Annotated in this window: 29 protein-coding genes; 15 read left to right on the top strand and 14 right to left on the bottom strand. The window is 66.0% G+C overall.

The annotated features are described in order from the left end of the window. Window positions 1-6 precede the first annotated feature (6 nt). Window positions 7-369: a DUF555 domain-containing protein gene (locus ACSC1Y_RS01440; protein ID WP_435332782.1), complete on the top strand. Its 363-nt coding sequence runs from the start codon at window positions 7-9 to the stop codon at window positions 367-369. Window positions 370-411: 42 nt separating this feature from the next. Continuing rightward, window positions 412-951 (top strand): CBS domain-containing protein, encoded by a 540-nt coding sequence (locus tag ACSC1Y_RS01435; RefSeq protein ID WP_435332781.1) that lies wholly within the window; start codon window positions 412-414, stop codon window positions 949-951. Window positions 952-1,060: 109 nt separating this feature from the next. Here the strand turns inward: ACSC1Y_RS01435 and purM are convergent, their stop codons facing one another. From purM to ACSC1Y_RS01415, 4 genes are all read right to left on the bottom strand, one after another. After that, window positions 1,061-2,041: a phosphoribosylformylglycinamidine cyclo-ligase gene (gene purM / locus ACSC1Y_RS01430; RefSeq protein WP_435332780.1), complete on the bottom strand. Its 981-nt coding sequence runs from the start codon at window positions 2,039-2,041 to the stop codon at window positions 1,061-1,063. A gap of 61 nt (window positions 2,042-2,102) precedes the next feature. Beyond that, window positions 2,103-3,470, bottom strand: a complete 1,368-nt coding sequence (locus ACSC1Y_RS01425) for a hypothetical protein (RefSeq protein ID WP_435332779.1) — start codon at window positions 3,468-3,470, stop codon at window positions 2,103-2,105. Between the two features lie 114 nt (window positions 3,471-3,584). Continuing rightward, window positions 3,585-4,187: a zinc metalloprotease gene (locus ACSC1Y_RS01420; RefSeq protein WP_435332778.1), complete on the bottom strand. Its 603-nt coding sequence runs from the start codon at window positions 4,185-4,187 to the stop codon at window positions 3,585-3,587. Then, the gene (locus ACSC1Y_RS01415; RefSeq protein ID WP_435332776.1) at window positions 4,188-5,900 is read right to left on the bottom strand and encodes a TraB/GumN family protein; all 1,713 of its coding nucleotides are present in this window, start codon (window positions 5,898-5,900) and stop codon (window positions 4,188-4,190) included. A gap of 150 nt (window positions 5,901-6,050) precedes the next feature. Here ACSC1Y_RS01415 and ACSC1Y_RS01410 point away from each other — a divergent pair, with 150 nt between their 5' ends. Next, complete coding sequence (locus tag ACSC1Y_RS01410; RefSeq protein WP_435332775.1) at window positions 6,051-6,491, top strand: acyl-CoA thioesterase; 441 nt, start codon at window positions 6,051-6,053, stop codon at window positions 6,489-6,491. Between the two features lie 18 nt (window positions 6,492-6,509). On the opposite strand, the gene ACSC1Y_RS01405 is transcribed toward ACSC1Y_RS01410, so the two are convergent. Continuing rightward, window positions 6,510-7,100 carry a GNAT family N-acetyltransferase gene (locus tag ACSC1Y_RS01405; protein ID WP_435332774.1) on the bottom strand — a complete coding sequence of 197 codons (591 nt, stop codon included), beginning with the start codon at window positions 7,098-7,100 and terminating at the stop codon, window positions 6,510-6,512. A gap of 92 nt (window positions 7,101-7,192) precedes the next feature. Continuing rightward, window positions 7,193-8,251: a S66 family peptidase gene (locus ACSC1Y_RS01400; protein WP_435332771.1), complete on the bottom strand. Its 1,059-nt coding sequence runs from the start codon at window positions 8,249-8,251 to the stop codon at window positions 7,193-7,195. Window positions 8,252-8,380: 129 nt separating this feature from the next. On the opposite strand from ACSC1Y_RS01400, the gene ACSC1Y_RS01395 reads away from it, so the two are divergent. Then, window positions 8,381-9,889 (top strand): cryptochrome/photolyase family protein, encoded by a 1,509-nt coding sequence (locus tag ACSC1Y_RS01395; protein ID WP_435332769.1) that lies wholly within the window; start codon window positions 8,381-8,383, stop codon window positions 9,887-9,889. Between the two features lie 45 nt (window positions 9,890-9,934). Further along, window positions 9,935-10,390, top strand: coding sequence for a DUF7992 family protein (locus ACSC1Y_RS01390; protein ID WP_435332768.1), 456 nt, complete (start codon window positions 9,935-9,937; stop codon window positions 10,388-10,390). Window positions 10,391-10,432: 42 nt separating this feature from the next. On the opposite strand, the gene ACSC1Y_RS01385 is transcribed toward ACSC1Y_RS01390, so the two are convergent. Both ACSC1Y_RS01385 and ACSC1Y_RS01380 read right to left on the bottom strand, forming a co-directional pair. Then, window positions 10,433-10,576: a rubrerythrin-like domain-containing protein gene (locus ACSC1Y_RS01385; protein WP_435332767.1), complete on the bottom strand. Its 144-nt coding sequence runs from the start codon at window positions 10,574-10,576 to the stop codon at window positions 10,433-10,435. A 128-nt stretch (window positions 10,577-10,704) separates the two neighbouring features. Further along, a complete protein-coding gene (locus ACSC1Y_RS01380; protein ID WP_435332766.1) occupies window positions 10,705-11,262 on the bottom strand; it encodes a class I SAM-dependent methyltransferase in 558 nt (185 codons plus the stop codon). A gap of 173 nt (window positions 11,263-11,435) precedes the next feature. Here ACSC1Y_RS01380 and ACSC1Y_RS01375 point away from each other — a divergent pair, with 173 nt between their 5' ends. Continuing rightward, window positions 11,436-12,014, top strand: a complete 579-nt coding sequence (locus ACSC1Y_RS01375) for a GNAT family N-acetyltransferase (RefSeq protein ID WP_435332764.1) — start codon at window positions 11,436-11,438, stop codon at window positions 12,012-12,014. On the opposite strand, the gene ACSC1Y_RS01370 is transcribed toward ACSC1Y_RS01375, so the two are convergent. Both ACSC1Y_RS01370 and ACSC1Y_RS01365 read right to left on the bottom strand, forming a co-directional pair. Next, window positions 12,011-13,018: an LLM class flavin-dependent oxidoreductase gene (locus ACSC1Y_RS01370; RefSeq protein WP_435332763.1), complete on the bottom strand. Its 1,008-nt coding sequence runs from the start codon at window positions 13,016-13,018 to the stop codon at window positions 12,011-12,013. The genes ACSC1Y_RS01375 and ACSC1Y_RS01370 overlap by 4 nt on opposite strands. A gap of 62 nt (window positions 13,019-13,080) precedes the next feature. Next, window positions 13,081-13,887, bottom strand: coding sequence for a class I SAM-dependent methyltransferase (locus ACSC1Y_RS01365; protein ID WP_435332761.1), 807 nt, complete (start codon window positions 13,885-13,887; stop codon window positions 13,081-13,083). Window positions 13,888-13,986: 99 nt separating this feature from the next. On the opposite strand from ACSC1Y_RS01365, the gene ACSC1Y_RS01360 reads away from it, so the two are divergent. After that, window positions 13,987-15,096: a M24 family metallopeptidase gene (locus ACSC1Y_RS01360; protein WP_435332760.1), complete on the top strand. Its 1,110-nt coding sequence runs from the start codon at window positions 13,987-13,989 to the stop codon at window positions 15,094-15,096. Between the two features lie 97 nt (window positions 15,097-15,193). Beyond that, entirely contained in the window at window positions 15,194-15,940 is a 747-nt protein-coding gene (locus tag ACSC1Y_RS01355) for a helix-turn-helix domain-containing protein (RefSeq protein WP_435332759.1), read from the top strand. On the opposite strand, the gene ACSC1Y_RS01350 is transcribed toward ACSC1Y_RS01355, so the two are convergent. Next, a complete protein-coding gene (locus ACSC1Y_RS01350; protein ID WP_435332757.1) occupies window positions 15,941-16,780 on the bottom strand; it encodes a proline dehydrogenase family protein in 840 nt (279 codons plus the stop codon). A 165-nt stretch (window positions 16,781-16,945) separates the two neighbouring features. Here ACSC1Y_RS01350 and ACSC1Y_RS01345 point away from each other — a divergent pair, with 165 nt between their 5' ends. The 6 genes from ACSC1Y_RS01345 (at window position 16,946) to ACSC1Y_RS01320 (ending at window position 22,436) form a co-directional block, all read left to right on the top strand. Next, the gene (locus tag ACSC1Y_RS01345; protein ID WP_435333166.1) at window positions 16,946-18,265 is read left to right on the top strand and encodes an ABC transporter substrate-binding protein; all 1,320 of its coding nucleotides are present in this window, start codon (window positions 16,946-16,948) and stop codon (window positions 18,263-18,265) included. A gap of 54 nt (window positions 18,266-18,319) precedes the next feature. Beyond that, on the top strand, window positions 18,320-19,279 hold the full coding sequence (locus tag ACSC1Y_RS01340; protein ID WP_435332756.1) for a branched-chain amino acid ABC transporter permease: 960 nt from the start codon (window positions 18,320-18,322) through the stop codon (window positions 19,277-19,279). Between the two features lie 13 nt (window positions 19,280-19,292). Beyond that, window positions 19,293-20,339, top strand: coding sequence for a branched-chain amino acid ABC transporter permease (locus ACSC1Y_RS01335; protein ID WP_435332754.1), 1,047 nt, complete (start codon window positions 19,293-19,295; stop codon window positions 20,337-20,339). After that, window positions 20,336-21,145 (top strand): ABC transporter ATP-binding protein, encoded by an 810-nt coding sequence (locus ACSC1Y_RS01330; protein ID WP_435332752.1) that lies wholly within the window; start codon window positions 20,336-20,338, stop codon window positions 21,143-21,145. Before ACSC1Y_RS01335 ends, ACSC1Y_RS01330 begins: the two co-directional genes overlap by 4 nt. Continuing rightward, a complete protein-coding gene (locus ACSC1Y_RS01325; protein WP_435332751.1) occupies window positions 21,142-21,852 on the top strand; it encodes an ABC transporter ATP-binding protein in 711 nt (236 codons plus the stop codon). The genes ACSC1Y_RS01330 and ACSC1Y_RS01325 overlap by 4 nt, the downstream gene beginning before the upstream one ends. A 98-nt stretch (window positions 21,853-21,950) precedes the next feature. Beyond that, on the top strand, window positions 21,951-22,436 hold the full coding sequence (locus ACSC1Y_RS01320; protein ID WP_435332750.1) for a GNAT family N-acetyltransferase: 486 nt from the start codon (window positions 21,951-21,953) through the stop codon (window positions 22,434-22,436). Here ACSC1Y_RS01320 and ACSC1Y_RS01315 read toward each other — a convergent pair. Next, window positions 22,418-22,645, bottom strand: coding sequence for a hypothetical protein (locus ACSC1Y_RS01315; RefSeq protein WP_435332749.1), 228 nt, complete (start codon window positions 22,643-22,645; stop codon window positions 22,418-22,420). The genes ACSC1Y_RS01320 and ACSC1Y_RS01315 overlap by 19 nt on opposite strands. Before the next feature lie 164 nt (window positions 22,646-22,809). On the opposite strand from ACSC1Y_RS01315, the gene ACSC1Y_RS01310 reads away from it, so the two are divergent. Further along, window positions 22,810-23,787 (top strand): hypothetical protein, encoded by a 978-nt coding sequence (locus ACSC1Y_RS01310; RefSeq protein WP_435332748.1) that lies wholly within the window; start codon window positions 22,810-22,812, stop codon window positions 23,785-23,787. A 27-nt stretch (window positions 23,788-23,814) separates the two neighbouring features. Here ACSC1Y_RS01310 and ACSC1Y_RS01305 read toward each other — a convergent pair whose 3' ends face one another. Both ACSC1Y_RS01305 and ACSC1Y_RS01300 read right to left on the bottom strand, forming a co-directional pair. Beyond that, window positions 23,815-24,558 carry a class I SAM-dependent methyltransferase gene (locus ACSC1Y_RS01305; RefSeq protein ID WP_435332747.1) on the bottom strand — a complete coding sequence of 248 codons (744 nt, stop codon included), beginning with the start codon at window positions 24,556-24,558 and terminating at the stop codon, window positions 23,815-23,817. Window positions 24,559-24,649: 91 nt separating this feature from the next. Further along, window positions 24,650-25,918, bottom strand: coding sequence for a M24 family metallopeptidase (locus ACSC1Y_RS01300; protein ID WP_435332746.1), 1,269 nt, complete (start codon window positions 25,916-25,918; stop codon window positions 24,650-24,652). Between the last annotated feature and the right edge of the window lie 118 nt (window positions 25,919-26,036).

Genomic DNA, 26,036 nt, shown 5'->3' with positions numbered 1-26,036 from the left:
CGAAGCATGAGCAATTATCTGGTTGCGATGGAAGCAGCCTGGTTGGTTCGTGACGTGAAAGAGATCGACGACGCCATCGGCGTCGCGGTGAGCGAGGCGGGTAAGCGCCTAAACAGCCAGGGGAAGGACTACGTTGAGGTCGACGTGGGAATCACCGGCTGTCCGGCCTGCGGCGAGGGCTTCGACTCCGCCTACATCGCGGCCGACACCGCGCTGGTCGGACTCGTCCTCGAGATGGAGGTCTTCAACGCAGACAGCGAGGAGCACGCAAAGCGCATCGCGAAGAGCGAGGTCGGCGGCGCACTGCGCGACGTTCCCCTGAAGGTCGTCGAGGTCGTCAACCGCGACCCCGAGGACGAAGAGCAGTAGGACGCCGAAAGCTTATTTTATAACCCGGGGTTATCCGTATCCATGGAACTTCCTACCCCGGCGGACCTTCGTGAACGCCGCAACGAGCTGGGGTTGACCCAGAGCGCACTCGCAGACGCTGCAGGCGTGTCACAGCCCCTCATCGCCCGCATAGAGGGCGGTGACGTCGACCCGCGACTGTCAACGCTCCGCCGAATCGTCAACGCACTCGACGAGGCGGAAGGCGACATCGTCCGTGCGTGCGACCTCATGCACGAGGAGGTCATCAGCGTCGCGCCGGACGACCCCATCCGCGAGGCGGTTCGCAAGATGGAGGACGCCGCCTACTCCCAGCTGGCGGTCATCAAAGACGGCATCCCCGTCGGCAGTATCAGCCAGTCCGACCTGGTCCACGTCGACGAGGACGCGAAGGACGAGCCGATTCGAGAGCACATGAGCGAATCGTTCCCGACCGTCTCCAAGGAGGCCAAGCTGGAGGAGGTCTCGAACCTGCTCGACCACTACAAGGCGGTCATGGTCACGGAGGGTGGCGAGACCCTCGGCATCATCACCGAGGCGGACATCGCTGCGCGACTCTCCTGAGTCGGCACGCTTCTACCGATTCGGCTCCCAGTCGTCGGAGGCGGAGCCGTGATGACGTCCCTGAAGCGGGCGCTTCCCGGAGACGAACCGTAGGAACCGAAGCGCTGGCTCAGTCCAGCGACAGCCCGCGGATCTCGACGCTCGCGCCCTCGCGAACCTCGCCGATTATCTTTCCATCCTCCGTCGCGTCGGCCAGCGCCTCGGCCGCCTCGGCCGGGACCGCGGCGACGAAGCCGGTCCCCATGTTGAAGGTGCGGTACATCTCCTCGGGCGAGACGTTCCCGAGGTCCTGGACGAGGCCGAAGACGGACTGCGCGCCGAACGGGTCGGTAACGTCGTACTCGAGCTCGCCCATCCGCAGGAGGTTGGTCCAGCCGCCGCCGGTGACGTGCGCGGCTGCGTGGACACCGTGCTCGTGCATCGGTTCGAGGAGGTCGGTGTAGATGCGGGTCGGTTCGAGCAAGGTCTCACCGACGGTCCGGTCGGGGTCCGCGGGGAACGGGTCGTTGTAGTCGTACTCGCGGGTGATGGCCTTCCTGGCGAGCGTAAGACCGTTCGAGTGGATACCGGACGAAGGCCAGCCGACGAGTTTGTCTCCGGCCTGCGCCTCGCCGTCGAACACGGCGTCCTTCGGTGCGATTCCCGCACAGGTCCCCGCCAGGTCCAGACCGTTGACGACCTCCGGCATGACGGCGGTCTCGCCGCCGAGGAGGGCGACGCCTGCACGCTTGGCCGCCTCGGCAAGTCCTTCGCCGACCTGTTCGGCGAACTCCTCGCTCGGCTCGTCGACCGCGAGGTAGTCGACGAAGGCGACGGGTTCGACGCCCGCTGCGACGAGGTCGTTCGCGTTCATCGCCATGCAGTCGATACCGACGGTGGAGTAGTCGCCGAGCGCCTCGGCGACGAGCAGTTTCGTGCCGACCCCGTCCGTGGCGAGCCCGAGGTACTGGTCGCCGATGTCGAGCAGCCCCGCGTACTCGGTGTCGACGACGTTCCCGACGGCGTTCAGAAGGGCGGCTGTCGCCGCCTCGCTCTCCCCGATGTCCACGCCCGCGTCGGCGTAGGTAAGTTCCTCCTCGTCCTCGGTCATACGAGTTGCAGCCACGGGCACCCGCAAAAGCCCACCGGTCTGTCCGGCGCGTTCGTCTCGTCTACCGTCGCCGGCTCGGCGGTTCGCGTTCGGTCTCCCTCTGTTCTCTCGCTTTCCGCTCCTTGTCCCTCGCGTCGTCCGCGGTCGGGTCGTACTGCGCGATGATGATCGGGACCGGGCCGCCGTACCAGATGACCTGGAGCGGCTGGTCGAAGCTGACCGCCTGCTTCGTCGTGTGCGTGTCACCCGGTTTGACCTGTTTCTGTCCGGCCCACCACTCTTCGACCTTCTCACCGCGGCTGGTGTACACCACCCGGAGGTGGGTCGCCGGGTCGCCCGCTTCGTGCGTGACTCGTATCTTCCCGCCGTCTGCCTGCATGTACGAGAACCCGACGTTCGGGGCCGCCGAGGTGTCGATGTCGGTCAACGAGGTCGCGAGGCTGTAGAACGGGCCGACGACGAGCCCCCAGAGCGAGGCGGTCTCGGTGCCGAAGGTGACGACGACGGTGGTCCCCTCAGTCGAGACGCGGGCGTTCCAGGCCCCGACCAGTGGGTCCGGAAGAGTCTCGTCGCTCGCCATCCGGGCGATGACGCTCTGGGCGGACGTGACGGCGCTCGCCGCCTCTGCGGGCGTTCCGTACACGAGCGCCGCTTCGACGTCCGTCCCCGTCCCGTTGACCGTGAACCCGATTCCGACGGCCCGGGCGTTACGGAAGACGGCCCGAAGTCCGGGGTTGAGGCTCGGAAACAGGTCGTCGATGGCGCTCCCGTCGAACTCGCCGACGAAGACGCCGTGCGGCAGGGTCTCACGGGTCGCGAATCGGTTCATCAGGCGCTTCGCGTCGGCGCTCGCGTCGGGCCGGCGGGGGACCTTCCCACGACCTGCATCGAGCAACGACGTCACGGCGTCGGCTGCCGGAACAGCCGCCGTCCCGACACCGTAGGCGACCGCGTTCCCGGCGATGGCGGTGGCGACGTCCATCCCCGAGGAGGTGTCGGCCCGATAGATGTCGTAGCCGGCGTGACTGCCGGTCGACCGCATCCCCTTCCGTGTCAGGTCGTTCGCGACGGCTCCCGAGTCGACCGAGCCTCTCGCGAGAACCGTCCCGCCGCCCTGCTGTTTCGACCCGGTCTTCAGGAACCCGACGGCGAGGAGTTCGTCGACGGTTCCGACGGCGTCGACCGCGTCTTCGACCTTCGCGTCGGCGTCACTCGGCGCGAAGGCCGTCGCGAGTGCGCTGCCGTCGAGCTGGAAGAAGAACGATGCGTTGCCGTCCAGTAGCTCCCGGTGGTCGTACACGAAATTGGTCGTCGGTCCATCTACCGTCTGACCCCCGCCGCCGAAGGCGAACCCCTCGAGACAGCCGGCCAGAGACAGTACCGCGGCGATGCTTCCCCCTCGGAGCACGGCCCGTCTGCTGACGCTCATGTCGCTTATAGACGCCGTGAGGGTAGATATATTGATAACTCACCTGTCAGAAACGTCGCTACGTTCCGGCCGAGTAAGTGGAGAAGACGAACGGAAGAGAGGGTGTAAAGGGCCTCAGAACGGGTTCGGGAGCGTTCCCGTGAGCACCGCCAGTGCCAGCCCTCCGCAGAGGAGGAACGTGACGGCGAAGATGGACTTGCTCCACCGAAGCACCTTCCGTCCGTCGAGCGGGCCGTAGGGTATCATGTTGAACCCGGCGAGGAAGGCGTTGATGAACACGCCGTAGCTCCCGACCGTTCCGAGTATCCCGTCGAACGCGATGAGCGGGAAGAACACGGCGACGAGCGCCACGTTCGTCAGCGGTCCTGCGACGGCGATGATGCCGCTCTCGCGGTCGTTCGTGTACGGGTGGTAGACCGCGCCGGGTGCCGCGAACAGGAAGCCGACCATGGCGCTGAAGATGGCGAGCAGTAGCATCTGGTGGTCGGCGCGGAACTCGGCCGGATAGCCGAACCGCATCGCGGTGAACTTGTGTGCGAGTTCGTGGAGCAGGAAGCCGATGCCGGCGGTCATTCCGGTGAACGCGAGCACCACGACGAGCTGGGACGGCGACGCGCCGAGGATGGCGTTCGGGCCGACGGTGAGTATGGCGAAGGCGACCGAGAGCGCGATCCAGGCGACCGCGAGGTCCCGTATCTCACCGGCAGAGAAGTTCATTCAGAGCACCCCCGTGATGACGTCGAGGCTGTTCTGGGCGCCACGGATGAGCAGGTCCATCAGCTGACCCACGTTCTCGATTCGTCCCTGTGCGAGCCACGGGAGGACGGTAACGGGGAACAGCAGGCTGGCAATCATGCTCCCGATGTTGGTCGCCGCCACGACCATGATGAGCTTGAACAGCGGGACGTCGAACATCCGGCCGAGCACGTCCCGGATGGGGCTCTCCTCGTCCGCCAGTATCTCGTTCAGTCTGGCGATGTCGCCGACGTTGACCGGGTCGTGGCGAAGCTCCATGTACCCAGCGAACCAGCCGGGCGCGAGGAGGGGGTTGAGGCTCGTGAGCCAGGCGATTCCCCCGCCGACGGCGGCCGAGGTCCAGCGTGCGCCCACGAGCTTTGCGAGCGCGAAGGCGATGACCCCGTTGAACAGGAACCAGGCGACGAACAGCTTCAGCAGGAAGACGTTGCCGACCCCGGCCATGACGAGCAGACCGAAGAAGGCGACGTAGCCGAGCGCCAGCGCGTAGGCGAACAGTTTGAACACCGAGAAGCGTTTCTCCTGGTCGGTCCCCTCGATGGATTCGAGCGCCGGGAGCTGGTCGGGGTTTGCGAGATAGTTCTCGATGCCGGCACGGTGGCCCGCACCGACGACCGCCAGCACGGAGTAGCCCTGCTCTCTCAGGGCAAGGAGTTTGTGGGCGATGTAGGCGTCGCGCTCGTCGATGAGCGCCTGTGCGCCGCCGGGGGAGAACTGCCGGAACTCCTCCATCATCACCGTGACGACGTCCGCATCGGTCATCGATTCGATGTCGAACTCCTCGTACTCTTCCTCCGGGTCTGCGTCGTAGCCGAGTACGGCCATCAGCCCGCCGAGCAGGCCGCCGAGGGTGACCCCGCCGACGATGCCACCGACGAAGCCGGCTGCGATCGAGAGCATGAGCCCGCCACCGAGGAGGCCACCGACGGGGTCGTTCAGAACGCCCGTCAGCGCCGTTATCGCGCCGATGGTGACACCGCCACCTGCGCCGATAGCTACCGCCGCATCCGGCGAAGCGTTCGCGGCAGCGAACTCCCAGAGCAGGTAGCCGGCGACGAGGGCGACGAGGCCACCGGCGGTGACGGCCTGCAACTGGGCCGTCGTCGCGCCGAATACGGGCCCGGCGGCGAGGCCAAGCAGGGGTCCGAAGAACATCCCGGCGACGAGGCCGACCGTGACGCCGACCACGAGCGCGTCCGCCACGCCGAAGGTCAGCCCGGCGACCATCTGGAACTTCTCCTTCGTCGACATCCGCCGCCAGAACCGCTGGATGGTCACCTGGATGTCGCGGTCGACGAGGGCGATACCCCTGCCGTGCTCCTCCGCTGCTTCGATGGCGGCCAGCATGTCGGCACCCGGCTGGATGTCGAACTGCTCGCCGAGTCGGGTCTGGACGTACGAGAGCATCCAGTACGCGAGGAACTGGAAGACGGTGTTCCCCTTCAGCAGGTCGCGTGGTTCGATGTCGTCCGGCGTCTCGCCGCGCATCTGTCGGTACCGTCCCTCGTCGAGTTCGACCGCCACGACGTCGGGCTGGTCCGTCGCGATAGTATCGCGAACCTCCTGGACCGACTTCTCGGAGACGTGTGCCGTCCCGAGAACGTGGACTGACCCCTCACCGGTACCCGGAGGGTCTGGCGGCTCCGGGACCGGGGGGTCGGCTCGTTCGCTCATTGGGTGTCGCTTCTTCCTCCCCCCCTAAACGGTTGTCGGAGACGGGGCGAGAGGATGTGCCATGGCAGGAGTCGACGTGCGAACGGTGTTCCACCCACAGACCGGGAGGAACCCGGCAGGCTATTCCGGCCCCTCCACGAAGCGCCAGCCATGCCGAGTCTGATGGACACCTACATCGAGAACCGTTTCCTCGTCAATCCCGACGACGCGAACATCCTCGGGGCGGCGCACGGTGGGAACGTGATGAAGTGGATGGACGAGGTCGGTGCGATGTCGGCGATGCGCTTCGCGGGCGAGACCTGCGTCACCGCCCGGATGGACCAGACGAACTTCCGGCGGCCCATCCCGCAGGGAGACGCCGCCCTCATCCGGGCCTACGTCTTCGACGCCGGGAAGACCAGCGTTCAGGTCCGGGTCCGCGTCTACAAGGAGGACCTCCGGACCGGCGAAACGGAGCTGACCACGGAATCGTACATGGTGTTCGTCGCTATCGACGACGACCGGAACCCGACGACGGTGCCCGAACTCACTATCGACACCGAGCGGGGCCAGACGCTGTACGACGCGGCCGTGAACGCGAAAGAGAACTGATTCGGTCGATTCTCCGGGTCACCGGACCGATTCTTCGCCCGTCTCCATGGCCTCGAGACAGACCGTCGTCTCTCGAATCTCCGGGAAGGGAACCGGTTCGTCGGGGGTCGCCGGCGGTTCGCGGAGTCGCCGACGCATCCACTGCGTGTCGCGCCACTCGCCGAGTTTGTAGCCCACGTCCTCGTAGACGCCGACGAGGTCGAACCCCATCGCCTCGTGGAAGCCGACGCTCTCCTCGTTCGGAATCACGATGCCTGCGTAACAGTTGACGTAGCCCTGTAGCTCGAGGACTGCGAACAGCGACTCGTACAGCCCGCGGGCGACCCCGTTCCGCCGGTGTCTTTCGGCGACGTAGACCGAGGCCTCCGCGGACCAGCGATAGCCGCCACGGCCCCGATGGGCGTGGCCGTAGGCGTACCCTGCCAGTTCGTCGTCTCGTTCGCAGACGAGCCATGGGAATCGCTCCTGGGTCGCTTCGATACGGGCCGCGATATCGTCACGAGTGGGCACCTCGGTCTCGAACGAGACGGCAGTCTCGGCGACGAAGGGCGCGTAGATGCCGTGAATCGCCTCGGCGTCGTCGGTGGTCGCGGGGCGGATGGTAGGCACGGCCGGGTAGACGCGGGAACGAGAGAAAAATCCGGACGATTTCGAACGAGGGAAGGGGTCAGGACAGCACGGAGGCCAGAACAGCACAGATGTCAGGACAGCACGATGGACTCGCTATCCGGGTCGAGTCGTGCCAGTCCACCGATAGGTATCGGGCAGGTCGGGTAGGTGTGGCCGAACTCGCAGTCGAGCACGATTGGCGCGTCCGGGTTGTACTGCGGAATCACCGTCTCGAACACCTCCCGCTGGTTCTCTCGGTATGCCTCACGCTCGTGGCGGGGCCAGTCTCCGGCCTCGGTGTGGTTCCGGGCGCAGGCGCGGCCGACGAGGAAGCCGTCGAAGCGCTGGAGGAAGCCTCGCTCGCCCAGTGCCTGGAGCCAGCCGGTGATGAGCCCGGTGTCGGGGAGTTCCTCACTGGTCTCGATGGCGAGGATGCAGCCCTCGAGTACCTCCGGGTCGGGCACGTACCCGCCGTGGACGAGCCACTGGTCCAGTATCTCGAAGCAGCCGCCCCAGATGCGACCCTCAACCGGCTCGTCGCCGCCGGCCCAGGTCCGGCCGTCGGCTGGTTCGATGTCCCGGTGGTAGTCGAGTGAACGGGGGTCCTCCCAGTCGCCGGGCTGGTCGGTGAAGCGGTCTGCCTCCTCCCACTCGCCGATGGTCTCGTCGAACAGCGCCCGCTCGAGATACTCGACGGTGTAGTCGAACATCCCGCCGTCCATCGCGTACTCCAGCAGGGTCGAGCCGCCGTAGTAGGAGACGATACCCTCGTTCCACAGGGTGAGCGCGAGGTTCGTGTTGTCCGACCAGCCGTAGAATCGCGTCGGATTCTGGCGGAGTACGGCCGGGTCGAGGTGGTCGAGCATCCGAATCTGGTCGTTCCCGCCGATGTTCGCGATGACCGCCGATACCTCGGGGTCGCGGAAGGCGTCCATCACGTCCCTCGCACGGGCGTCGGGCTCGTCGTAGAGCCAGTCGGCTGGCTTCGTCGCCGTCGGGTACTCGACCGGCTCGAGACCGAACTCGTCGCGGATGCGCGAGAGGCCCAGCTCGTAGACGTGGGGGAACTCGGCGGCGACGTTCGAAGCCGGTGCGACGATAGCGACGCGGTCGCCGGGTTCGACGGGTGGGGGCGTGACGAAGTCGGGCATAGGAGAGCAGACTCGTGTCACCGGTATAATACTCTGGGCGGCGTGTCCACCACTCTCACGGGGTATCGCGTCGTGGTCGTTGCCTCTAGGGGGACTGGTCTATTTACCGATAGAACGCCCAGAACGGGTATGACCATCTGGGTGCTGGGCGACCAGTTGACGACGGCGGTCGGCCCGCTCACCGCCGCCTCGCCCGACGAGGACCGCGTCCTCATGATAGAGGCGCACGGATTCGCTCGTCGGCTGCCCTATCACGCGCAGAAACTCGTGCTGGTGTTCAGCGCGATGCGGCACTTCCGGGACGAGATCCGGGCGGCGGGATACGCGGTCGACTACCACCAGACGGAGACGTTCGCCGACGGTATCCGTGACCATCTGGAAGCTCATCCCGGCGACGAACTGATCCTCATGGAGCCGTCCGGTCACGGTGCCGGCGACCGGCTCACGTCCATCGTCGAGGACGCTGGCGGCCGACTCGACCTCGTCGAGAACGAGCTCTTCCTCTGCCCGTCGGAGGCGTTCGACGAGTGGGCCGGCGGCCGCGACCGGTTCCGACACGAGGAGTTCTACCGGTGGATGCGCCGGGAGACCTGCTACCTGGTCGACGACGACGGCGAACCCGATGGTGGCGAGTGGAACTACGACGACGAGAACCGGGCGTCCCCGGACGATGACGTGACGTTCCCCGACCCGCCGCGGTTCGAGCCGGACGAGACGACCCGCGACGTACGAGACTGGGTTGCCGACGAGTTCGAAACGTGGGGCGATCCGGAGCGGTTCGCGTGGCCGGTGACCCGCGAGGAGGCCCTCGCTGCACTCGAGGAGTTCGTCGAGAACCGCCTCCCAGCGTTCGGTCCGTACCAGGACGCGATGGTCCAGCGGTCGTGGTCGCTGAACCACGCGCTGCTCGCACCGGCGATGAACATCGGACTACTCCACCCCAGAGAGGTCATCGAGGCCTCGCTCCAGGCGTACGAGGACGGCGACGCGCCCCTCCCGAGCGTCGAGGGGTTCGTCCGACAGGTCGTCGGCTGGCGCGAGTTCGTCCGCCACGCCTACCGGCGGGCGATGCCCGAACTCGCCAGGGCGAACCAGCTCGACCACGACGAGGCCCTACCGGACGCGTACTACACCGGGGACACCGAGATGCACTGCCTCTCTTCCGCCGTCGGACACGTCTGGGACCACGCCTACAGCCACCACATCGAGCGGCTGATGGTCCTCTCGAACTTCGCGACGCTGTACGGCGCGAGTCCCCAGGAGCTGAACCGCTGGTTCCACTTCGCCTACGCCGACGCCTACCACTGGGTCACGACCCCGAACGTGGTCGGGATGGGCAGTTTCGCCAGCGACGTGCTCTCCACCAAACCGTACGTCTCCTCGGCGAACTACGTGAACAAGATGTCCGACTACTGCGGCGACTGCGCCTACGACCCGAAGCAGACGACCGGGGAGGGCGCGTGCCCGTTTAACAGCCTCTACTGGGAGTTCCTCGACAGCCACGAGGACCGGCTCCGCTCGAACCACCGGATGGGACTGCTGTACGCGAACCTCGACCGGAAGTCGGACGAGGAGCTCGACGCGATACGGGACCGTGCCTTGGAGGTCCGTGAGATGGGCGTAGATGGAACGCTCTGACGCCCGGAGCCTAGCCTTATCCGGTCACGCATCCTATCAGCCGGTATGGGATTGAACGTTGCCGTGCCCCAGCCACCCGAACTGGCGTCGGTCGACCCGAACCAGTACGACGACGCCACCGTGGCTGCGGACGCAGACTACCGCCGCGAGGAGCTCGAAGCGTTCCTCCACGACGGTGCCTGGGAGCGCTCGTTCAACGAGTGGGCCGAGCACACCGACCTCACCGAGGACGAGTTCCGCATCGCCAAGGAGATGGACCTCTTCGCGAGATACGACTTCTTCTGGGACGATTTCGCCGACAGGGTAGGCTACCACGCGCCGGGGATACCGGAGGACTGGAAGGAGCGAACCTACCACCCGGACCTCTCGTCGTGGGGGACGGTCTCGGCCATCAACGCCTCGCTGACCGAACTGGGACAGGTGGTCTGTGACGTGCTCAAAGACGAGTACATCGACTGGGAGGCCGACTACGAGCCACCGGAGGACCTCCCGGAGTTCTGAGACCGCAGGTAGGGGTAGCGAGTGGGGTCGACGCGGCGTCGACTACTCCCGCGGGACCGCGACGTTCCGCACCGTTCCTTCGCAGAATGGATGTTCACAGTCAGCAGCCGCCGATTCGACGCGTGCACCACAGCGGACGCACTCGTACTCTGCTCGATTCGGGGAATAGGGGTCGGTTCGTACCATCGTATCTGCAAGGGATTCACTCACACAGGTAAACGTTCCCCTGAAACGAGTAGGTACTCTGCGGACCAATCCAAGGTCATTAGATTCGATTATATTCGAGAACTGGACGTTCGTCCACGCCTTCCGTGTCAGCCGAGACGACCGACAAGCAGGAACGTCTCTGGTCGCTCCGTCGCCGTTTCGACCGTGAACTCGGCAGATTCGTGGTGGTCGACCGCCTCGTCCAGAGAGAACCGCTCCGCCACCGGCGGCCCAGCCTCCTCGTCGCCCCCCGCGCGCCAGTCGACGGTAACCAGACGCCCGTCAGGAGCGAGCACCCGGGCAAGTTCCGCCAGCGCCTCCTCGTCGGCGTACTCGTGGTACGTCATCGTGGAGAACGCCGCATCGAGGTGGCCGTCCTCGAACGGGAGGTCGCCGATCTCCGCCGTCACGAGCTCGACCGTCTCCGGCACGCCCTTCTCCCGGTACAGCTCGTGCATCGCTGACTGCACGTCGACCGCGTAGGTTCGGTCCGCGAAGGGTGCCACGTCGTCGGTGTAGAAGCCGGTCCCGGAGCCGAGGTCCGCAACGGTCTCCTCGCCGTCGAGCGAGAGTGCGGCGACGAGTTCCTCGCGGGAGCAGTACCGGTACCGGGAGGGGTCGTCGAGCTTGTCGGCCCGGTCGACCGGGAACGTATGGAAGCCCATAGAACCGCTTCGGAGGGGACGGACAAGTAGCTGTACGTCCGTCGTCCCCGACCACCCCCACCACCGTCACAAGTGAAGCGTCAGACGCGGAACCAGTGGACGGGTCGGGATCGCAGCGTCGCCAGGTTCCCCGACGTCGGTGGACTTTTCTCTCACCCGGACGACTCGAAGCCGTGACCGAACACGCCTTCCTGACCGACGGCCGGGTGTCGCTCAGACCGGTGGAGTCGTCGGACCTGCCATCGCTCCGTGCCGCCTGGAACGACCCGACGGTCTGGCAGATGCTGGACACCGTCGAGCCACAATCGGAAGCCGACTTCCGGGAACTGTACGAGTCGTGGCGGGCCGACGACGGTTTCGTTCCCTTCGCCATCGACGCCGACGGGCTCGTGGGCTGCTGTCAGGTCAAGGGGATCCACTGGCAGTCCGGCATCTGCCGGCTCTCGTACTTCGTGCTTCCCGCCCGGCAGGGCGAAGGTTACGCTTCGGCAGCGGTCCGGCTCGCCCTCGAGTACGCCTTCGACCACCTGCGACTACACCGGGTGGAGGCCGCCACTGTCGGCGGGAACGAGGCGTCGCAGGCGGTCCTCGAGAAGGCCGGGTTCACGCACGAGGGGACGGCCCGGAACAAGGCCTTCGTCGATGGAGACTACCACGACCTGCTGTCGTGGGGAATCCTGGCCGCGGAGTGGGTGGAAGAACAGGACCCGTCGGAACCGGACGAGTCTGGTCGTGGCGGCCGTCTCGCTTAGCGAAGTTCCGGTGCGACCTCGTCGCCCAGTCGCCGGATGCACTCCTTCATCGTCTCGGTGCCGATGCCCGGGTGGTACGTTCGGAAGATGAAGTGGACGTCGTCGCCGAGCGCGTCGCGGTACTTCGACAGCTCTTCCGTGACCTGCTCAGGCGTGCCGAAGATCGCCTGTTCTTTCAGCTCCTGCTTTCGCTCCTCGGGGAGTTCCTCGACCGTCTCACCAGAGAATATCTCGGCGTAGCGGCGCTGGATGTAGAAGTAGCCGGGCTTCATCAGGTTCCAGGCCTCCTCCCGGGAGTCGGCGACGAACCCGTGTTTGATGAGATATATCTCGAAGTCGCCGTCGATGCCCTCCTTCTCGCGGACGTTCCGGATGTCGTCGACGCGTTTCTTGAGCCCGCCGAGGGAGATCTTCGAGGGTGCACACCAGGCGTCGGCGGTCCGTGCGGCCCGTCGGACCGCGGGTTTCGCGCCGCCGCCGAGCATGATCGGTACGTCTCCGTCGACCGGTTTCGGCGTGACGGACACGCTCGGGTCGATATCGTGGAACCGTGCCTCGTAGTCGAGGGGTCCCTCGGACCAGGCGGCTCGCAAGAGGTTTACCTGGTCCTCCAGCCGCTCGACTCGTTCGTCCTGCGGGACGCCGAAGGCCTCGAACTCGCCGGGGTTGGACCCGATTGCCAGTCCGAGCGTGAGCCGTCCGTGCGATACGTGGTCGACCGTCGCCGCGTCTTCGGCGAGTCGGACCCCGTCGTACAGGGGTGCGAGTGCGATGCAGGTCCCGAGTTCGACGTTCTCGGTCTGGGCCGCCAGGGCCGCAAGTGAGGGCATCGTTCCCGGGAGGTACTCGTCCTCGGTGAAGTGATGCTCTGAGACCCACATGCTGTCGAGGCCGACCTCGTCGATGGTCCGGCCGAGGTCCAGCATCTCGTCGTATATCTCGGTCGTCGTCCGGTCGTCGTCCGGGCGCTTCTGACAGGTGAACAGCCCCGTGCCGAGTTTCATGCTGGTGATTTTTGCCGCGGGTCGTGAAAATCGTTCGCCATCCGGAACGTGGGCGGTACCGGTCAGTTCGCTGGCTTCACTCCTGACAGCACCTCGACACGTGCCGTCTCGGTGAACGGGCCGCCCAGTTCGTCGAGTCGGGCTCGGAGGTCCGCCTCGAACGTCTCCTTCCGGTCGCCGAAGCGTCGCGGCGAGCAGAACGAGAGCGAGAACACGTAGCCGACGATGCTGCCGGCGTCCCACTCGCGCTCGACCCGGAAGACGTCCTCGCGAACGTCGGTGAAGCCGTATTCGGCCAGCAGATCGGTCCACGAGACCTCGTACTCGACCTCCGCAGGGTCCACGCGCTCCGGCAGGTCGTCGAGGTAGGCGTCGACCACCTCGTAGACTGCCGACTGCCACGGCTCCGTGCCCTTCGTCAGCCACTCCTGGTCGGTCATGATGGCGACGCCGCCGTCCGGTTCGGTCAGCTCGTACAGGATCTCGAGGGTTCTTTCCTGGTCCATCCAGTGGAACGACCGGCCCATCGTCGTGAGTCGGAGCGGTTCGAGGTCTTCGGTGTGTGCCGGAAGGTCCGCGTCGGACCCGAGCACGAACTCGACGTTGGACAGGGCTTCGCCGTCGATTCGCTCTTTCGCGTTGGCCAGCATCTCGTCGTTCGGGTCCATGGCGACGACGTCGCCCGCTCGCCGGGCCATCGGGAGCGTGAGCTGCCCCGCGCCACAACCGAGGTCGAGCACCCGGGCGTCGTCGTCGAGTTCGAACCGCTCGGCGAGCAGGTCGAACGCCTCGTCGCAGTAGCCGGGTCGGTAGCTGGCGTAGTAGTCCTCGGTGCTGGCGAACCGCTCTGCGTCCTCGGCTGTGGGCATTGGAGAAACGACCGTTCGGTTCGGCAGGTGAAAAGGGTGGGGACCGATCGGCTCGCCGAACGCGATACAACTACACACCCGGCCCACGAATGGCAGGACATGGACGCCTTCGAGCGCCGGACCCGCGACTGCCAGAAGCGATTGCGCGACCAGGACGTCGACGCCGCGGTGTTGTTCCCCAGTCCGAACCTGTTCTACGCGACCGGGTTCCACGAGGAACCGGGTGAACGCCACCTGTTCCTGTTCGTCCCGGCCGAGGGTGAGCCGGTGTTCCTCGTGCCCGAGCTGTACGGTTCGCAGGTACGTGAGGAGACGTGGGTCGACGACGTGCGGACGTGGGCCGACGGCGAGGACCCGGTCGAACACGTTCGCGACGTGCTGGGACCGCTGGTCGACGGCGGGGCGTACGTCCTCGTCGACGACACGATGTGGGCGCTGTTCACCCAGGACCTGCGGGCTGCGCTGCCGGAGGCGACGTTCGGCCTCGCGAGCGAGGTGTTCGACGACCTCCGAATTCGCAAGGACGAGACGGAACTCGACGCCCTGCGTCGTGCCGGCGAGGTGGCCGACCAGGTGAGCACCGAGGTCCGCAAGCTGGGGCAGAGTGCCATCGGACTGACCGAGCGCGAGCTGGCCGAGGAGATAGAGTCCTCGCTGGCGAGCGCGGGCGGCGACGGACTCTCGTTCGAGGTCATCGTCGGCTCGGGGCCGAACGGGGCGAAACCGCACCATCACCACGGCGAGCGCGAGGTCGAGCGGGGCGACCCGGTCGTCCTCGACTTCGGTGCGTGGGTCGACCGCTATCCGGGCGACCAGACCCGGACGACGGTCTTCGCCGGTGACCCCTCGGAGGAGTTCAAGGCGGTCCACGCCGTCGTTCAGGAGGCGCTCGAGGCTGGCGTCGCCGCCGTCGAACCCGGCGTCGAGGCGCAGGCGGTCGACAGGGCAGCCCGCGAGGTCATCGAGGACGCGGGCTACGGCGAGCAGTTCATCCACCGGACGGGCCACGGCGTCGGCCTCGACGTCCACGAACCGCCCTACATCGTCGAGGGGAATGCCCTCGAGCTCGAACCGGGGATGGTGTTCTCGGTCGAACCCGGCGTCTACGTCGACGGCGAGTTCGGCGTCAGAATCGAGGACCTCGTGGTCGTCACCGACGATGGCTGTGAACGGTTGAACGACTCGCCGCGGACCTGGGAGCCACTCTGAATCGGCCGGTAGAGGCCTCGAGAACTGGCAGCAGAGATATATTGGGGAGGAGACGGTTGGCAACATACTCTTCAACGGTGCCTCCAGTTAGACTGCAATGACTGGAGCATCGGGGACGAACGAGGGGGACCGGTTCCAGGGAACTCGGCTGACGCTCGACCTGTGGCACCCCAACTGCTGGGCGTGTGAATCGACCGAGAAGGTCCCGGGTGGGGTCATCGCTCACGCGATCTACGACGGTCCGGACGGAACGGCTGACCAGACGGTCCGGGGTCTGTTCACCGCCTACGGGAAGACGACCGACGAGGTCGAGACACTGCTCGGGACCATCGAGCGGTCGGGGCTCACCGGCGACGTCCACGAACTCCAGGAACGTTTCGATTACGCCGGCCAGTCGTCGTCGCCGGGAAACGTCGCCCGCGAGTTCTTCCTCGACTACAACCCCGGTGACATGGTGTGTCCGACGCTGCTCTCACACGGGTTCGTCCACAACGCCCCGTGTCGTATCGAGGGTGGCCGCGAGTACTGGCAGGTCGTGTTCTCGGGCACGCGCGACCAGGTCGAACCCGAACTGGACGCGGTCCGCGAGACGGCGGGCGCGGACATCGAGGTGGCGAGCATCACGTCGTTCGACACCCCGCTGAACGAGAACCGGTGGCGGATAGACTCGCTGACCAATACCCAGCGCGAGGTGTTCGAGCACGCCCGCGAACGAGGATATTACCAGTGGCCTCGCGGTGTCTCGACGCGGGAACTCGCCTCGGAGCTGGACGTCTCGAAGACGACGCTGCTGGAGCACCTTCGGAAGGCGGAGTCGAAGCTTCTCGACCCGGAATCTTCCTGATTACCCGGTGAGGACGGCCCGCAGTGCGAACAGCGCGTTCGACTTGCGCTCACGGACCCGCCGGTAGAAGTACTGGAACCACTTGTCGCCGTAAGGGACGTACTGCCACACCTCGACGCCATCGGCGGCGAGCTCGAACTGTGCGGATTCTCGAACGCCCATCAGCATCTGTACCTCGTATGGCGTCCCGTACTCCTGTTGTAGCTTCCGGGCGTACGAGATCATCTCCGGGTCGTGACTCCCGACGGCGACGCCGTCGTCGAACTCTCGGAACATGTACTCGAGCAGTTCGCGGTACTGCTCGTCGACCCGCGCCTTGTCCCTGTACGCGACCGAATTCGGTTCGTCGTAGGCACCCTTGACGAGCCGGACCTTCCCGGGGACGGTCGCCAGCCGTTCGAGGTCGCTCGGGGTCCGCTTCAGGTTCGCCTGGAGGCAGACGCCCACGTTCCCGTCGGTCGCGTGGCCCAGCTCCTCGACCGCGTCGAGTGTCGCGTCGGTGGTCGTGTGGTCCTCCATGTCGACCCAGACGAAGACGTCGTGGTCGGTCGCGTGCGCTACGATGCGTTCGAGGTTCTCAGCGAACACATCGTCCCCGAGATCGAGGCCGATCTGGGACGGCTTGACCGAGACGCAGGCCGTCGCGGGGCTGTCGGCGATGGACGCGACGAGGTCGACGTACTCGTCTGCGTCTTCGTCGGCCGGCGGGCGCTCCTCGTAGTGTTCGCCCAGCAGGTTCAGGATACAGCCGACGTCGCGTCTCGTCGTCTCTTCCGCGTGGTCGATTGCAGCCGACGGCGACTCACCCGCGACGAAGTTCCGTGCGATAGGTGGTATCATGTCAACCGACTCGTCGGAGAACCATCCTAAATCACCACCCGACCAAACATTTCTGTCTCGATACCGTGAATATAACCCGTCCCCGACCATGGTCGGTCGACCCCTTATCCTCCGTGTCGTGTTAGCGAACGCCAGTTCGCCATGAAACCGAACAACAATCGTGGGATTTCGCGCAGGAACGTACTGATAGGGTCGGGCGTCTCGGTGGGAACGCTTCTCGCTGGGTGCCTCGAGGACGACGAGAGTTCGAACGGCGGCGATTCCGGGGGCGACGGGGGCTCCGGTGGAAACGGCGGTGGCGGTGGCGGCGGGGACTCCGGGTCCGGTGGCGATGACTCCGGGTCCGGCGGCCAGTCGACGTACACCATCGGGATGGTCGACTCCCTGACCGGCTCGCTCGCGCCGTACGGAAAGCGCAACAAGCGCGGCAAGGAACTCGCGCTCTCGAAGATCAACGACGTCGGCGTCGGCCCGAACGGCGAGGGAACGCTCGAGATATCTGTCGAGGACGACGAGAGCACGAACCAGGCCGGCGTGAACGCGGCGTCGAAGCTGGTCAACCAGGACAGCGTCCCGCTGCTCCTCGGGTCGGTCGGCAGTGGCGTCTCCATCGCCATCTACGACAGTGTCGTGAAGGGCAACGACGTGGTCCAGATCAGCCAGAACTCCACGAGCCCGGAGCTCACGACCCGGAAGGGACTCAACCGGATGAGTCCGAGCGGGGCAGCCAAGGGGAAGGCGCTCGCGGAGTTCGTCGCGAACGAGGGCCACGACACGGTCGCGGTCACGTGGATCAACAACGACTACGGCCAGGGTCTTCAGGGCGTCTTCGCAGACGAGTTCTCCGGGACCGTCGCGTACAACGAGCCGCACGACCAGGGTAAATCCTCCTACAGCAGCCTGCTGACGGAGATGGCCGGTACCGACGCCAGCGCGTGGCTCTTCCTCACCTACGCGAACGAGTTCACCGTCATGGCCAACAACGCGTTCGACCAGGGCTACAACGAGCAGGTCGACTACTTCGGTGCGGAGTCGACGGTCGCCGACGAGATCCTGGGGAACACGCCGGAAGGCAGCATCGACGGCATGAAGGGGATCACCGAGAGCGCTCCCGCAGACCAGGAGAACTACAAGAACTTCGTCTCGGAGTTCGAGAGCGAGTACGACGCGACACCGACCGTCTGGTCCGCGTACGCCTACGATGCGGTGACGGTCGCGGCGATCGCCATCACCGCCGCGGACGACTTCTCCGGTTCGAGCATCGAATCGGTCGTCCGCGACGTGACCCGCCCCGACGGGAAGGAGGTGTTCACCTACGAGGAGGCCGCCAAGATCCTGCAAGACGGTGGCAGCCCGAGCGACGTGAACTACCAGGGCGTCAGCGGTCCGGTCGACCTCGACGAGAACGGCGACCCGCCGGGCTTCTACCAGGTCTACAGCGTCGCGAACCACGAGTACGAGTACGGCGACTACATCACCAGCTAAGATGGGGATGGACATGGCTTCGGCGTCGACCACACGGCAACGGGGGTCGGTAGCGTGAGCCTCGTCCTGCAGGTGAGCATCAATCCGCTCCAGTACGTCGTCAACGGCGTGGTCTACAGCAGCATCATCGTGCTGGCTGCCATCGGGCTCTCGCTCGTGTACAGCATCGCAGACTTCGCGAACTTCGCCCACGGCGACCTGATGACCGTCGGTGCGTTCGGTGCACTCGGCACCGCCGGAGTACTCCAGCCGATGCTGGGTGACGCTGGCGTCTTCGGCTTGCCGGCGTGGTTCTTCGTGGCGCTGCTCGTCGGGATGACCCTGTCGGCCATCGTCGCGGTCGTGACCGACCGGATCGTCTTCGAACCGCTGAAGGATACCAACGCCGGCTCCATCGAGCTCCTCATCACCAGCATCGGGGTCGCGCTGTCGTACCGGGCACTGGTCTACCTCAGCCCGCTGGAGACCGGTGGGACGCGGTACGGCGTGACCCGGACCGGACCGATTCCGGCAGTCCGGGACGCGCTGAACGTCTCGGTGACGCCGCGGAAGATCTCCATCGTCCTCATCGCGGTGGTCCTCGTCGGCGCTCTGCATCTGCTGCTCCAGTACACGACGCTCGGACGGAAGATGCGCGCGACGGCGGACAACCCCTCGCTGGCCCGGGTGAGCGGCATCCGGACCCGCGAGGTGACGCTGGCGATGTGGATTATCGGTGCGTCGCTCGCCGCCGCAGGTGGCGTCTTCCTCGGACTGGAGACGCTCGTTCGCCCGCGCATGGGCTTCGACATCCTGCTGGTGGTCTTCGCAGCCGTCATCCTCGGCGGCATCGGGAGCGTCTACGGCGCGATGCTCGGTGGCTTCGTCATCGGGATGGTCCACGAGCTGACGCCGCTCATCTTCGACACCTTCGGCATCCCGCTCAGCATCGACTACGCGCCTGCTGTGGCGTTCCTGCTGATGGTCGCCATCCTTCTGGCCAGACCGAGCGGTATCATGGGTGATGCCGCATGACGGGTGGTCGCAGATGAGCGTCGTCGACTCGATGCGCGAGTCCGTCGAGGAAGACAGCCACGTCGTTGCGGCTATCGCAGCCGGCGGCGCGCTCGTGCTGCTCCTCCTCGCGGCCGGAGTGTTACAGCTCCCGTACCTGCTGCGCATCCTCGCGTTCGGAGGCTCGTGGGTCCTGCTCACGATGGGGCTGAACGTCCAGTGGGGCTACACCGGCCTCATCAACTTCAGCGTCGCCGCCTTCTGGGGTATCGGTGCGTACTCGGCCGCGTTGCTGTCCGCACCGAACTCGCCGCTCCAGCTCGGGCTCCATCCGGTCGTGGGCTTCGTCGCCGCGGTCGTGGTGAGCGCGCTCATCGCGGTCCTCATCGGCATCCCGACGCTCAAGCTGCGCGAGGACTACCTCGCCATCGCGAGCCTGGGACTGGCCGAGGTCATCCGTCTCGTCATCCGGAACGAACGCGACTGGACCGCGGGCAGTTCCGGTATCAGCGGCATCCCGAGTCTGTTCGAGGGGCTACCGCTGACCCAGGAGGCGACGAACCTCGCCATCGTCGTGGTGCTGATCGGACTCGTGTACCTGTTCCTCCGGCGCGTACAGCGCTCGCCGTGGGGCCGCGTCCTCCGGACCATCCGGTCCGACGAGGACCTCGCCAAGGCGCTCGGCAAGAACACGTTCAGCCTGAAGATGCAGGCGTTCGTGCTCGGGAGCGTCATCATGGCCATCGCGGGGGCGTTCTACGTCCACCTGAACCTGTACATCGACCCGTCCGACCTCGTGCCGCTGACCACGTTCTACATCTGGGTCGCCGTCATCCTCGGCGGCACCGGAAGCAACCGCGGTGCGCTCCTCGGCGGGATGACCATCATCGCCATCCTGGAGGGGACGCGCTTCATCAACGACGTGGCGCTCTTCCAGGGCATCGACGTCGCCTCGATGCGGCTGCTGCTGGTCGGCATACTCATCATCCTGGTCGTCCGGTTCAAGCCGGACGGCCTGCTGCCGCCCCGGTCGGAGCTCATCTGGCCCGGTTCACGGCGTAACGAGGGTGAGAACTCGTGAGTCTGAACGAACTCGACTACTCCGGCGCGGTGTTGAACAAGGACGACCCGGTCCTCCGGACCGACGGTCTGAAGAAGGCGTTCGGTGGTCTCGTCGCCACCGACGACGTGACGCTGGAGGTCGAACGCGGCTCCATCACGGGCCTCATCGGCCCGAACGGGGCCGGCAAGTCGACCCTGTTCAACCTCGTCTCGGGGTTCTACGACCTCGACGACGGTCAGGTGTTCGTCAACGACGAGGAAGTCACGGACGCCCCGCCTCACGAGGTCTCTCGCGCGGGCCTCGTCCGGACCTTCCAGACCCCGAGACGGCTCGAGGGCATGACGGTCCGTGAAGCGATGCTGGTCGGTCCCCGCCCGCAGGTGGGTGAGTCCGTCCTCTCGCTGTTCACCTCCCCGAGTTCGGTCACCGAGGAGGAGTCGTTCAACATCGATCGGGCCATCGACCTGCTCGAACGGTTCGAGATCGACCACCTCATCGACCAGCCGTCGACCGAGCTCTCGGGCGGCCAGCTCAAGCTCGTCGAACTGGCACGCGCCATCACGACCGACCCGGACGTGCTGTTGCTCGACGAACCCGTCGCCGGCGTCAATCCGACACTCGCGAACGACATCAAACGGTTCATCAAAGAACTCAACGACGAGGGACAGACGTTCTGCATCATCGAGCACGACATGTCGTTCATCATGGACCTCGCGGACCCGATAATCGTCCTCGACCAGGGTCGTGTGCTGATGGAGGGAACGCCAGACGAAGTCCGGAACGACCCACGCGTTATCGAGGCGTACCTCGGAGGTGGCGAATGAGCCGCCGCGCACTCGACGTCTCGTCGGTCGACTCCGGCTACGGCGAGGCACAGGTCCTCTACGACCTCTCGCTGCACGTCGACGAGGATGAAATCGTCTGTATCATCGGTCCGAACGGGGCCGGCAAGTCGACGGTCCTGAAGACCGTCTTCGGCCTGCTGACGCCCTGGTCCGGCACCGTGACCGTCGGCGACCGGGACATCACCGGGACCGCTCCCGAGGACCTCGTCCGCGAGGGCGTCGGCTACGTCCCGCAGGTCGAGAACGTGTTCGGCTCGCTCACCATCGACGAGAACCTGCGCATGGGTGGCGTCGCGAAAGAGAGCGGGCTCGAATCGACCATCGATGGCCTGTACGACCGATTCCCCGTCCTCGACGAGAAGCGCCAGGCGAAGGCGCGGACGCTCTCGGGTGGCCAGCGACAGGTGCTGGCACTGGCCCGGGCGCTCGTGATGGAGCCCGACGTGTTGCTCATCGACGAGCCGAGCGCCGGCCTCGCGCCGAACATCGTCCAGGACGTGTTCCAGAACGTGAAGAAGGTCAACGAACTCGGGACGTCCATCCTCATGGTCGAACAGAACGCGAAGGAGGGGCTCGGGATCTCCGACCGCGGTTACGTCCTCGACCAGGGCTCGGTCGAGTTCGAGGACCGCGCCGGCGACCTGCTCGACAATCCCGAAGTCTCGAAGTTGTATCTCGGCGGCTGAGAGACGACTTCGACCCGCAGTCGCAAGGCCCCATCCTCTTCCCCTCGACACCAGCTCCTGAGCAACAGTCATCCCCCAGGGGCACGTTACTTTCTGACATGGACTACCGTCACGCCACCGTCGACGACATCGACGCCCTCCAGCGAGTCGCACAGCGAAGCTGGGAGCAGGACTACCCGGCTATCGTCAGCCGTGAGAGCATCGTGGAGGGCGTCCACGAGTGGTACTCCGACGACCGGCTCGAAGCGGATATCCGGGCCGCCGACACGAGCGTACTCGTCGCCGCCGATGGAGACACCGTCGTCGGGTTCGCACACGGAATCGTGGACGACGACACGGGGACCCTGATGCGCGTCTACGTCGACCCGGACCACCGCGGCGATGGCGTCGGCAGGGCACTCGTCGAGTACGCGATGGACGACTTCGAGACCCGCGGCGTCGACCGCGTCGAATCGATGGTACTGACCGCGAACGAACCGGGTAACGCCTTCTACCACCGGCTCGGCTTCGAGCAGGTCCAGCGCGCCACGACGACCATCGGCGGCGAGAGCTACGACGAGAACATCTACTTGAAGTTGCTGTAGGCGAGGACGCCGCCGACGGCGAACCCGGCCACGACCGCCAGCCCGAGGGCTCCGAGCAGTCCGAGCGGTTCTCTCGCGAGCAGGTACGCGCCGGCAGCGACGACCGCGACCAGCAGATCGGTCCAGCCCAGTTCCGTCGACCGCCCGTGGTCTTCACCCTCGGTCACATCGTCGGCAGCCTCGTCCAGCGACGTCGAATCCTCCACCATGGTGATGTCTCGTTTGCGTGTGGGACGATAGCTTTACCCATGGTGGCGGAGGAGAAACCTTGCTCAGCTAGACCGTCAGTACGAGCGTCGTATCAATCGTTCTCGGTGAAATAGCTCTCTGAGCTAGCCGAAAGGATTCATCTACGTACTCCATCTACCCTACCATGCAGACGAACAGACGAACCCTGCTCCGAACCCTCGGAACCGTAGCCCTCGCCGGTGCTGCTGGCTGTTTGAGCGACGTCTCGACCACGCCCGGAGACGGCTCCGGTGAGACCCCTCGCTCGGTCGAGTTCGAGGCGCATCACTACCGCTCGATGGACCTCGTCGTCGAGGATGGTCTCGGACCGGACTCCGTCGGCGACCGCTACGCCACCGTCCTGACAGGTGAGGCCGACGTGAACCAGTTCGTCTCGGGCTCGCTCGACGCCGACACGACCGCGTTCGTCGACGAGACCGACTTCGAGAGCCACGATCTGCTCGTCGTCCAGACCTACCTCTCGAGCATCTCCAAGGAGTTCTCACTCGATTCGGTCGAGCGCGCCGGCGCGGATCTGGCGGTCTCCGCGACCGTGAAGACGCCCGAGATGGGCGCACAGGCCGTCACCTACGAGACGGTGCTCGCGCGAATCCCCGCGGAGGACACGGATCCCGCGTCGGTCTCGCTGACCGTCGACGGCCAGTCCGTCGGGACCTTCGACCTGAAAGCCCCGGAATCCGTCTCGCACGAGTCCGTCCACCTCCACCACACGGACTCGCTCTACGCCGACTCCCTCGCGGTCGAGGGCGACGCACACGAGTACGACGTGAAGGCGTTCACCTCGGCGGACGGCCTCTCCCTCGACGGTCACGCCGACGCGAAGGTGTTCACGGACGAGACCGACTTCTCGTCGCACACCATCGTCGCGGTCCAGACCCGCGTCGGGAGCCCGTGCAAGTCGCTCGCAGTGCAGGGCGTCGAGCGGGGCCGCCGCCTGCGCGTCCGGGCCGCCATCGACGAGAAAGACGCGACGTGCGCTCAGCAGGTCCAGCTCTCGACCGCACTGGTTCGCGTGCCCGTCACCGGGCTGGAGAAGGGAGAGGTGTCGGCGGTCGTCCAGACCGCGGACGGGAGCGAGCGGGCAGTACTGGCCAAGCGATAGTCGCTCGAATCGTCGCTCGCCAGCGGTCTACGCCGGCAGTCTCGCGGCGATGAACGTCCAGGGGGACTCGTCGTCTTCGTTCTCGCCGCCTCCGTTCTCGGCAGCCGCATCGTCGGCAGCCTCGTTCTCGGCAGCTTCGCCGTTTCCGTTCCCGTCGGTCGTGCCATCGTCGTCCGCCGCGTTCTTCCGGTCCCACTCGAGCGACGTCGGGGCACCCCACGTCTGCTCGACGGAGAAGCCAGCGTCCTCGAGCTGGGCCAGTGTCGCCTCCGCACCCGCCATGTTCCACTGCATCTCGACGCCCTCGTCCAGCCAGTCAGGGTTCTCGCCGTTCCACGCTCCCGACGCCTCGCAGACGAGTACCCGACCGTCCGGCCGGCAGACTCGGGCGAACTCGTCGAGGACGCGCTGGTGTTCGTCTTCGGGGACGTGGATGAGCGACCAGAACGCGACGACAGCGTCGAAGCTGTCGGCAGCGAACGGGAGCGATGCCATGTCGCCCTGCAGGAGCGCGGCCGCTGGCGCACGCTCGCACGCGAGCCGAAGCTGTCCAGCGGAGACGTCGAGCCCGACCGCGTCAGCTCGCTCGGTCAGCAGCCGGAGGACGGGTCGGCCGCTACCACAGCCTGCGTCGAGGACACGGTCCAGATTCGTACAGGCGTCGAGGAACTCGTCGAGGATAGTCATCCCCTGCCCACTCTCGTCTCGCTCCGCATCGTGCACCGTCGCCAGCTGGTCGTACCCACGCCGGACGGTCTCCTTCTCGACCATGTGCGGTCGCTTCGAAGCTGTCGGGTAAAAGGTTGCGGACGGTATGGTACGGACCCACAATCGAGGAGCCGTGCGAAGCGGCGCTCTCGCCTCAGTAGTCGATGCGCGTTATCTCCTCGACCGGCCACTGGCTCAGCACTTCGACGCCGTTCTCGCGGACGACGACCATCTCCTCGACCCGGACGCCCTGACGGTCGGCGGGTTCCATCGTCTCGACTGCCATCGTCATCCCCTCCTCTATCTCGATGGGGTGCTCCGGCGACAGGCCGCGCCAGATGAGGGGCACCTCGTAGAGCTGGAGGCCGAGGCCGTGCGCCCAGTGGTTGGTCGTCATCTGCCAGTGGTCGGTCGCGCCGTACCAGTCGGCGTGCTCGCCCTCCATGTCCGGGAAGCCCTTGCATATCTCGTCCGTCGTGGCGCCCGGTTCGATGCGTTCGAGGACGTCGTAGAGGTTGTCGCGAGCGGTCTCGTAGGCGTCCTTCTGTGCCTGCGTGGGCTCGCCCATGGAGAACGTCCGGTAGTAGCAGGAGCGGTAGCCCAGGTAGCCGATGTTGTACATGTCGGCGTAGACGATGTCGCCGGGGCGGATCATCCGGTCCGTCGTGTTCGCCTGGTGCTTCGGCCACGTGTTCGGGCCGGAGGTGAGGTACCCGCCGCCGACGAAGGCGCCGTGGCGCCAGAGCTCTTTCGTGACGTCGCCCCAGACCTCGGATTCGCGCTTGCCGGGCCGGGCGTTCTCGACGACCTGCTGGAAGCCGGCCTCGCAGATTGCGGCGACCTGACGCAGGCACTCTATCTCGTCGCGGGTCTTCACCTTCCGAGCGTCGTGCATCAGGTCGACGCACTCCTTCGTGCGCACCTCGACGTCGTTGTTCTCGAACGCGGAGATGAGACCGGCGTTGCCGACGTCGAGACCCATCGGCTCCTTGTGGACGCCGTACTCCGCCATCGCCTCGGTGACGATGTCTGCCATCTTCTGTTTGAGCCAGTTTCGGGCCGAGTCGCTGCCTGAGGCACGCGGGACGTTCCCGAGGCCGGGGCAGGCGTAGCGGATGTCGTTCAGCCACGGGCAGTTGAACCGCTGGTTCGTGGCGTGGTCCGCCGTGTCCCAGTGGACGACGTCACCCTCCTCGGTGAGCAGTGTGTAGTGGTCGGCACCGGAACCGCCCGTCATCGCGAGCCCGGTGACGTAGCGGATGTTCGGGTCCGATACCAGGAGCATCGAACCGAGGTCGGAATCCTCCAGCCGCGCCAGCGCCTTCGCGAAGCGTTCCTCCCGCAGTCGCTTCACGTCGATTCGCTCTTCCCAGTCGACCGCCTGGGTACCCCGCGTCCCTTCCATGAAGGTTCGCTCGTACATACTCACCCCTACCCGTAGAGTCCCTAAGAAACTACGGTGACAGACCGGCGCACACGGCGGCTGGTCACGGGGGGTTCCTCGCAGAAAGTTTATACCGGGGTTCGGACAAGACTCGGAC

It is taken from the genome of Haloarchaeobius lipolyticus, from assembly GCF_051208015.1.
Classification (GTDB): Archaea; Halobacteriota; Halobacteria; order Halobacteriales; family Natrialbaceae; genus Haloarchaeobius.
The sequence above is the reverse complement of the archived record's forward strand: the minus strand, read 5'-3'. Positions and strand labels throughout refer to the sequence as shown.

Excerpts from the sequence above, each read along its gene's own strand:
- ACSC1Y_RS01440 (WP_435332782.1), top strand. The coding sequence starts at position 7 with ATGAGCAATTATCTGGTTGCGATGGAAGCAGCCTGGTTGGTTCGTGAC.
- ACSC1Y_RS01435 (WP_435332781.1), top strand. The coding sequence starts at position 412 with ATGGAACTTCCTACCCCGGCGGACCTTCGTGAACGCCGCAACGAGCTG.
- purM (WP_435332780.1), bottom strand. The coding sequence starts at position 2,041 with ATGACCGAGGACGAGGAGGAACTTACCTACGCCGACGCGGGCGTGGAC.
- ACSC1Y_RS01425 (WP_435332779.1), bottom strand. The coding sequence starts at position 3,470 with ATGAGCGTCAGCAGACGGGCCGTGCTCCGAGGGGGAAGCATCGCCGCG.
- ACSC1Y_RS01420 (WP_435332778.1), bottom strand. The coding sequence starts at position 4,187 with ATGAACTTCTCTGCCGGTGAGATACGGGACCTCGCGGTCGCCTGGATC.
- ACSC1Y_RS01415 (WP_435332776.1), bottom strand. The coding sequence starts at position 5,900 with ATGAGCGAACGAGCCGACCCCCCGGTCCCGGAGCCGCCAGACCCTCCG.
- ACSC1Y_RS01410 (WP_435332775.1), top strand. The coding sequence starts at position 6,051 with ATGCCGAGTCTGATGGACACCTACATCGAGAACCGTTTCCTCGTCAAT.
- ACSC1Y_RS01400 (WP_435332771.1), bottom strand. The coding sequence starts at position 8,251 with ATGCCCGACTTCGTCACGCCCCCACCCGTCGAACCCGGCGACCGCGTC.
- ACSC1Y_RS01395 (WP_435332769.1), top strand. The coding sequence starts at position 8,381 with ATGACCATCTGGGTGCTGGGCGACCAGTTGACGACGGCGGTCGGCCCG.
- ACSC1Y_RS01390 (WP_435332768.1), top strand. The coding sequence starts at position 9,935 with ATGGGATTGAACGTTGCCGTGCCCCAGCCACCCGAACTGGCGTCGGTC.
- ACSC1Y_RS01385 (WP_435332767.1), bottom strand. The coding sequence starts at position 10,576 with ATGGTACGAACCGACCCCTATTCCCCGAATCGAGCAGAGTACGAGTGC.
- ACSC1Y_RS01380 (WP_435332766.1), bottom strand. The coding sequence starts at position 11,262 with ATGGGCTTCCATACGTTCCCGGTCGACCGGGCCGACAAGCTCGACGAC.
- ACSC1Y_RS01370 (WP_435332763.1), bottom strand. The coding sequence starts at position 13,018 with ATGAAACTCGGCACGGGGCTGTTCACCTGTCAGAAGCGCCCGGACGAC.
- ACSC1Y_RS01365 (WP_435332761.1), bottom strand. The coding sequence starts at position 13,887 with ATGCCCACAGCCGAGGACGCAGAGCGGTTCGCCAGCACCGAGGACTAC.
- ACSC1Y_RS01360 (WP_435332760.1), top strand. The coding sequence starts at position 13,987 with ATGGACGCCTTCGAGCGCCGGACCCGCGACTGCCAGAAGCGATTGCGC.
- ACSC1Y_RS01355 (WP_435332759.1), top strand. The coding sequence starts at position 15,194 with ATGACTGGAGCATCGGGGACGAACGAGGGGGACCGGTTCCAGGGAACT.
- ACSC1Y_RS01350 (WP_435332757.1), bottom strand. The coding sequence starts at position 16,780 with ATGATACCACCTATCGCACGGAACTTCGTCGCGGGTGAGTCGCCGTCG.
- ACSC1Y_RS01335 (WP_435332754.1), top strand. The coding sequence starts at position 19,293 with ATGAGCGTCGTCGACTCGATGCGCGAGTCCGTCGAGGAAGACAGCCAC.
- ACSC1Y_RS01325 (WP_435332751.1), top strand. The coding sequence starts at position 21,142 with ATGAGCCGCCGCGCACTCGACGTCTCGTCGGTCGACTCCGGCTACGGC.
- ACSC1Y_RS01320 (WP_435332750.1), top strand. The coding sequence starts at position 21,951 with ATGGACTACCGTCACGCCACCGTCGACGACATCGACGCCCTCCAGCGA.
- ACSC1Y_RS01315 (WP_435332749.1), bottom strand. The coding sequence starts at position 22,645 with ATGGTGGAGGATTCGACGTCGCTGGACGAGGCTGCCGACGATGTGACC.
- ACSC1Y_RS01310 (WP_435332748.1), top strand. The coding sequence starts at position 22,810 with ATGCAGACGAACAGACGAACCCTGCTCCGAACCCTCGGAACCGTAGCC.
- ACSC1Y_RS01305 (WP_435332747.1), bottom strand. The coding sequence starts at position 24,558 with ATGGTCGAGAAGGAGACCGTCCGGCGTGGGTACGACCAGCTGGCGACG.
- ACSC1Y_RS01300 (WP_435332746.1), bottom strand. The coding sequence starts at position 25,918 with ATGTACGAGCGAACCTTCATGGAAGGGACGCGGGGTACCCAGGCGGTC.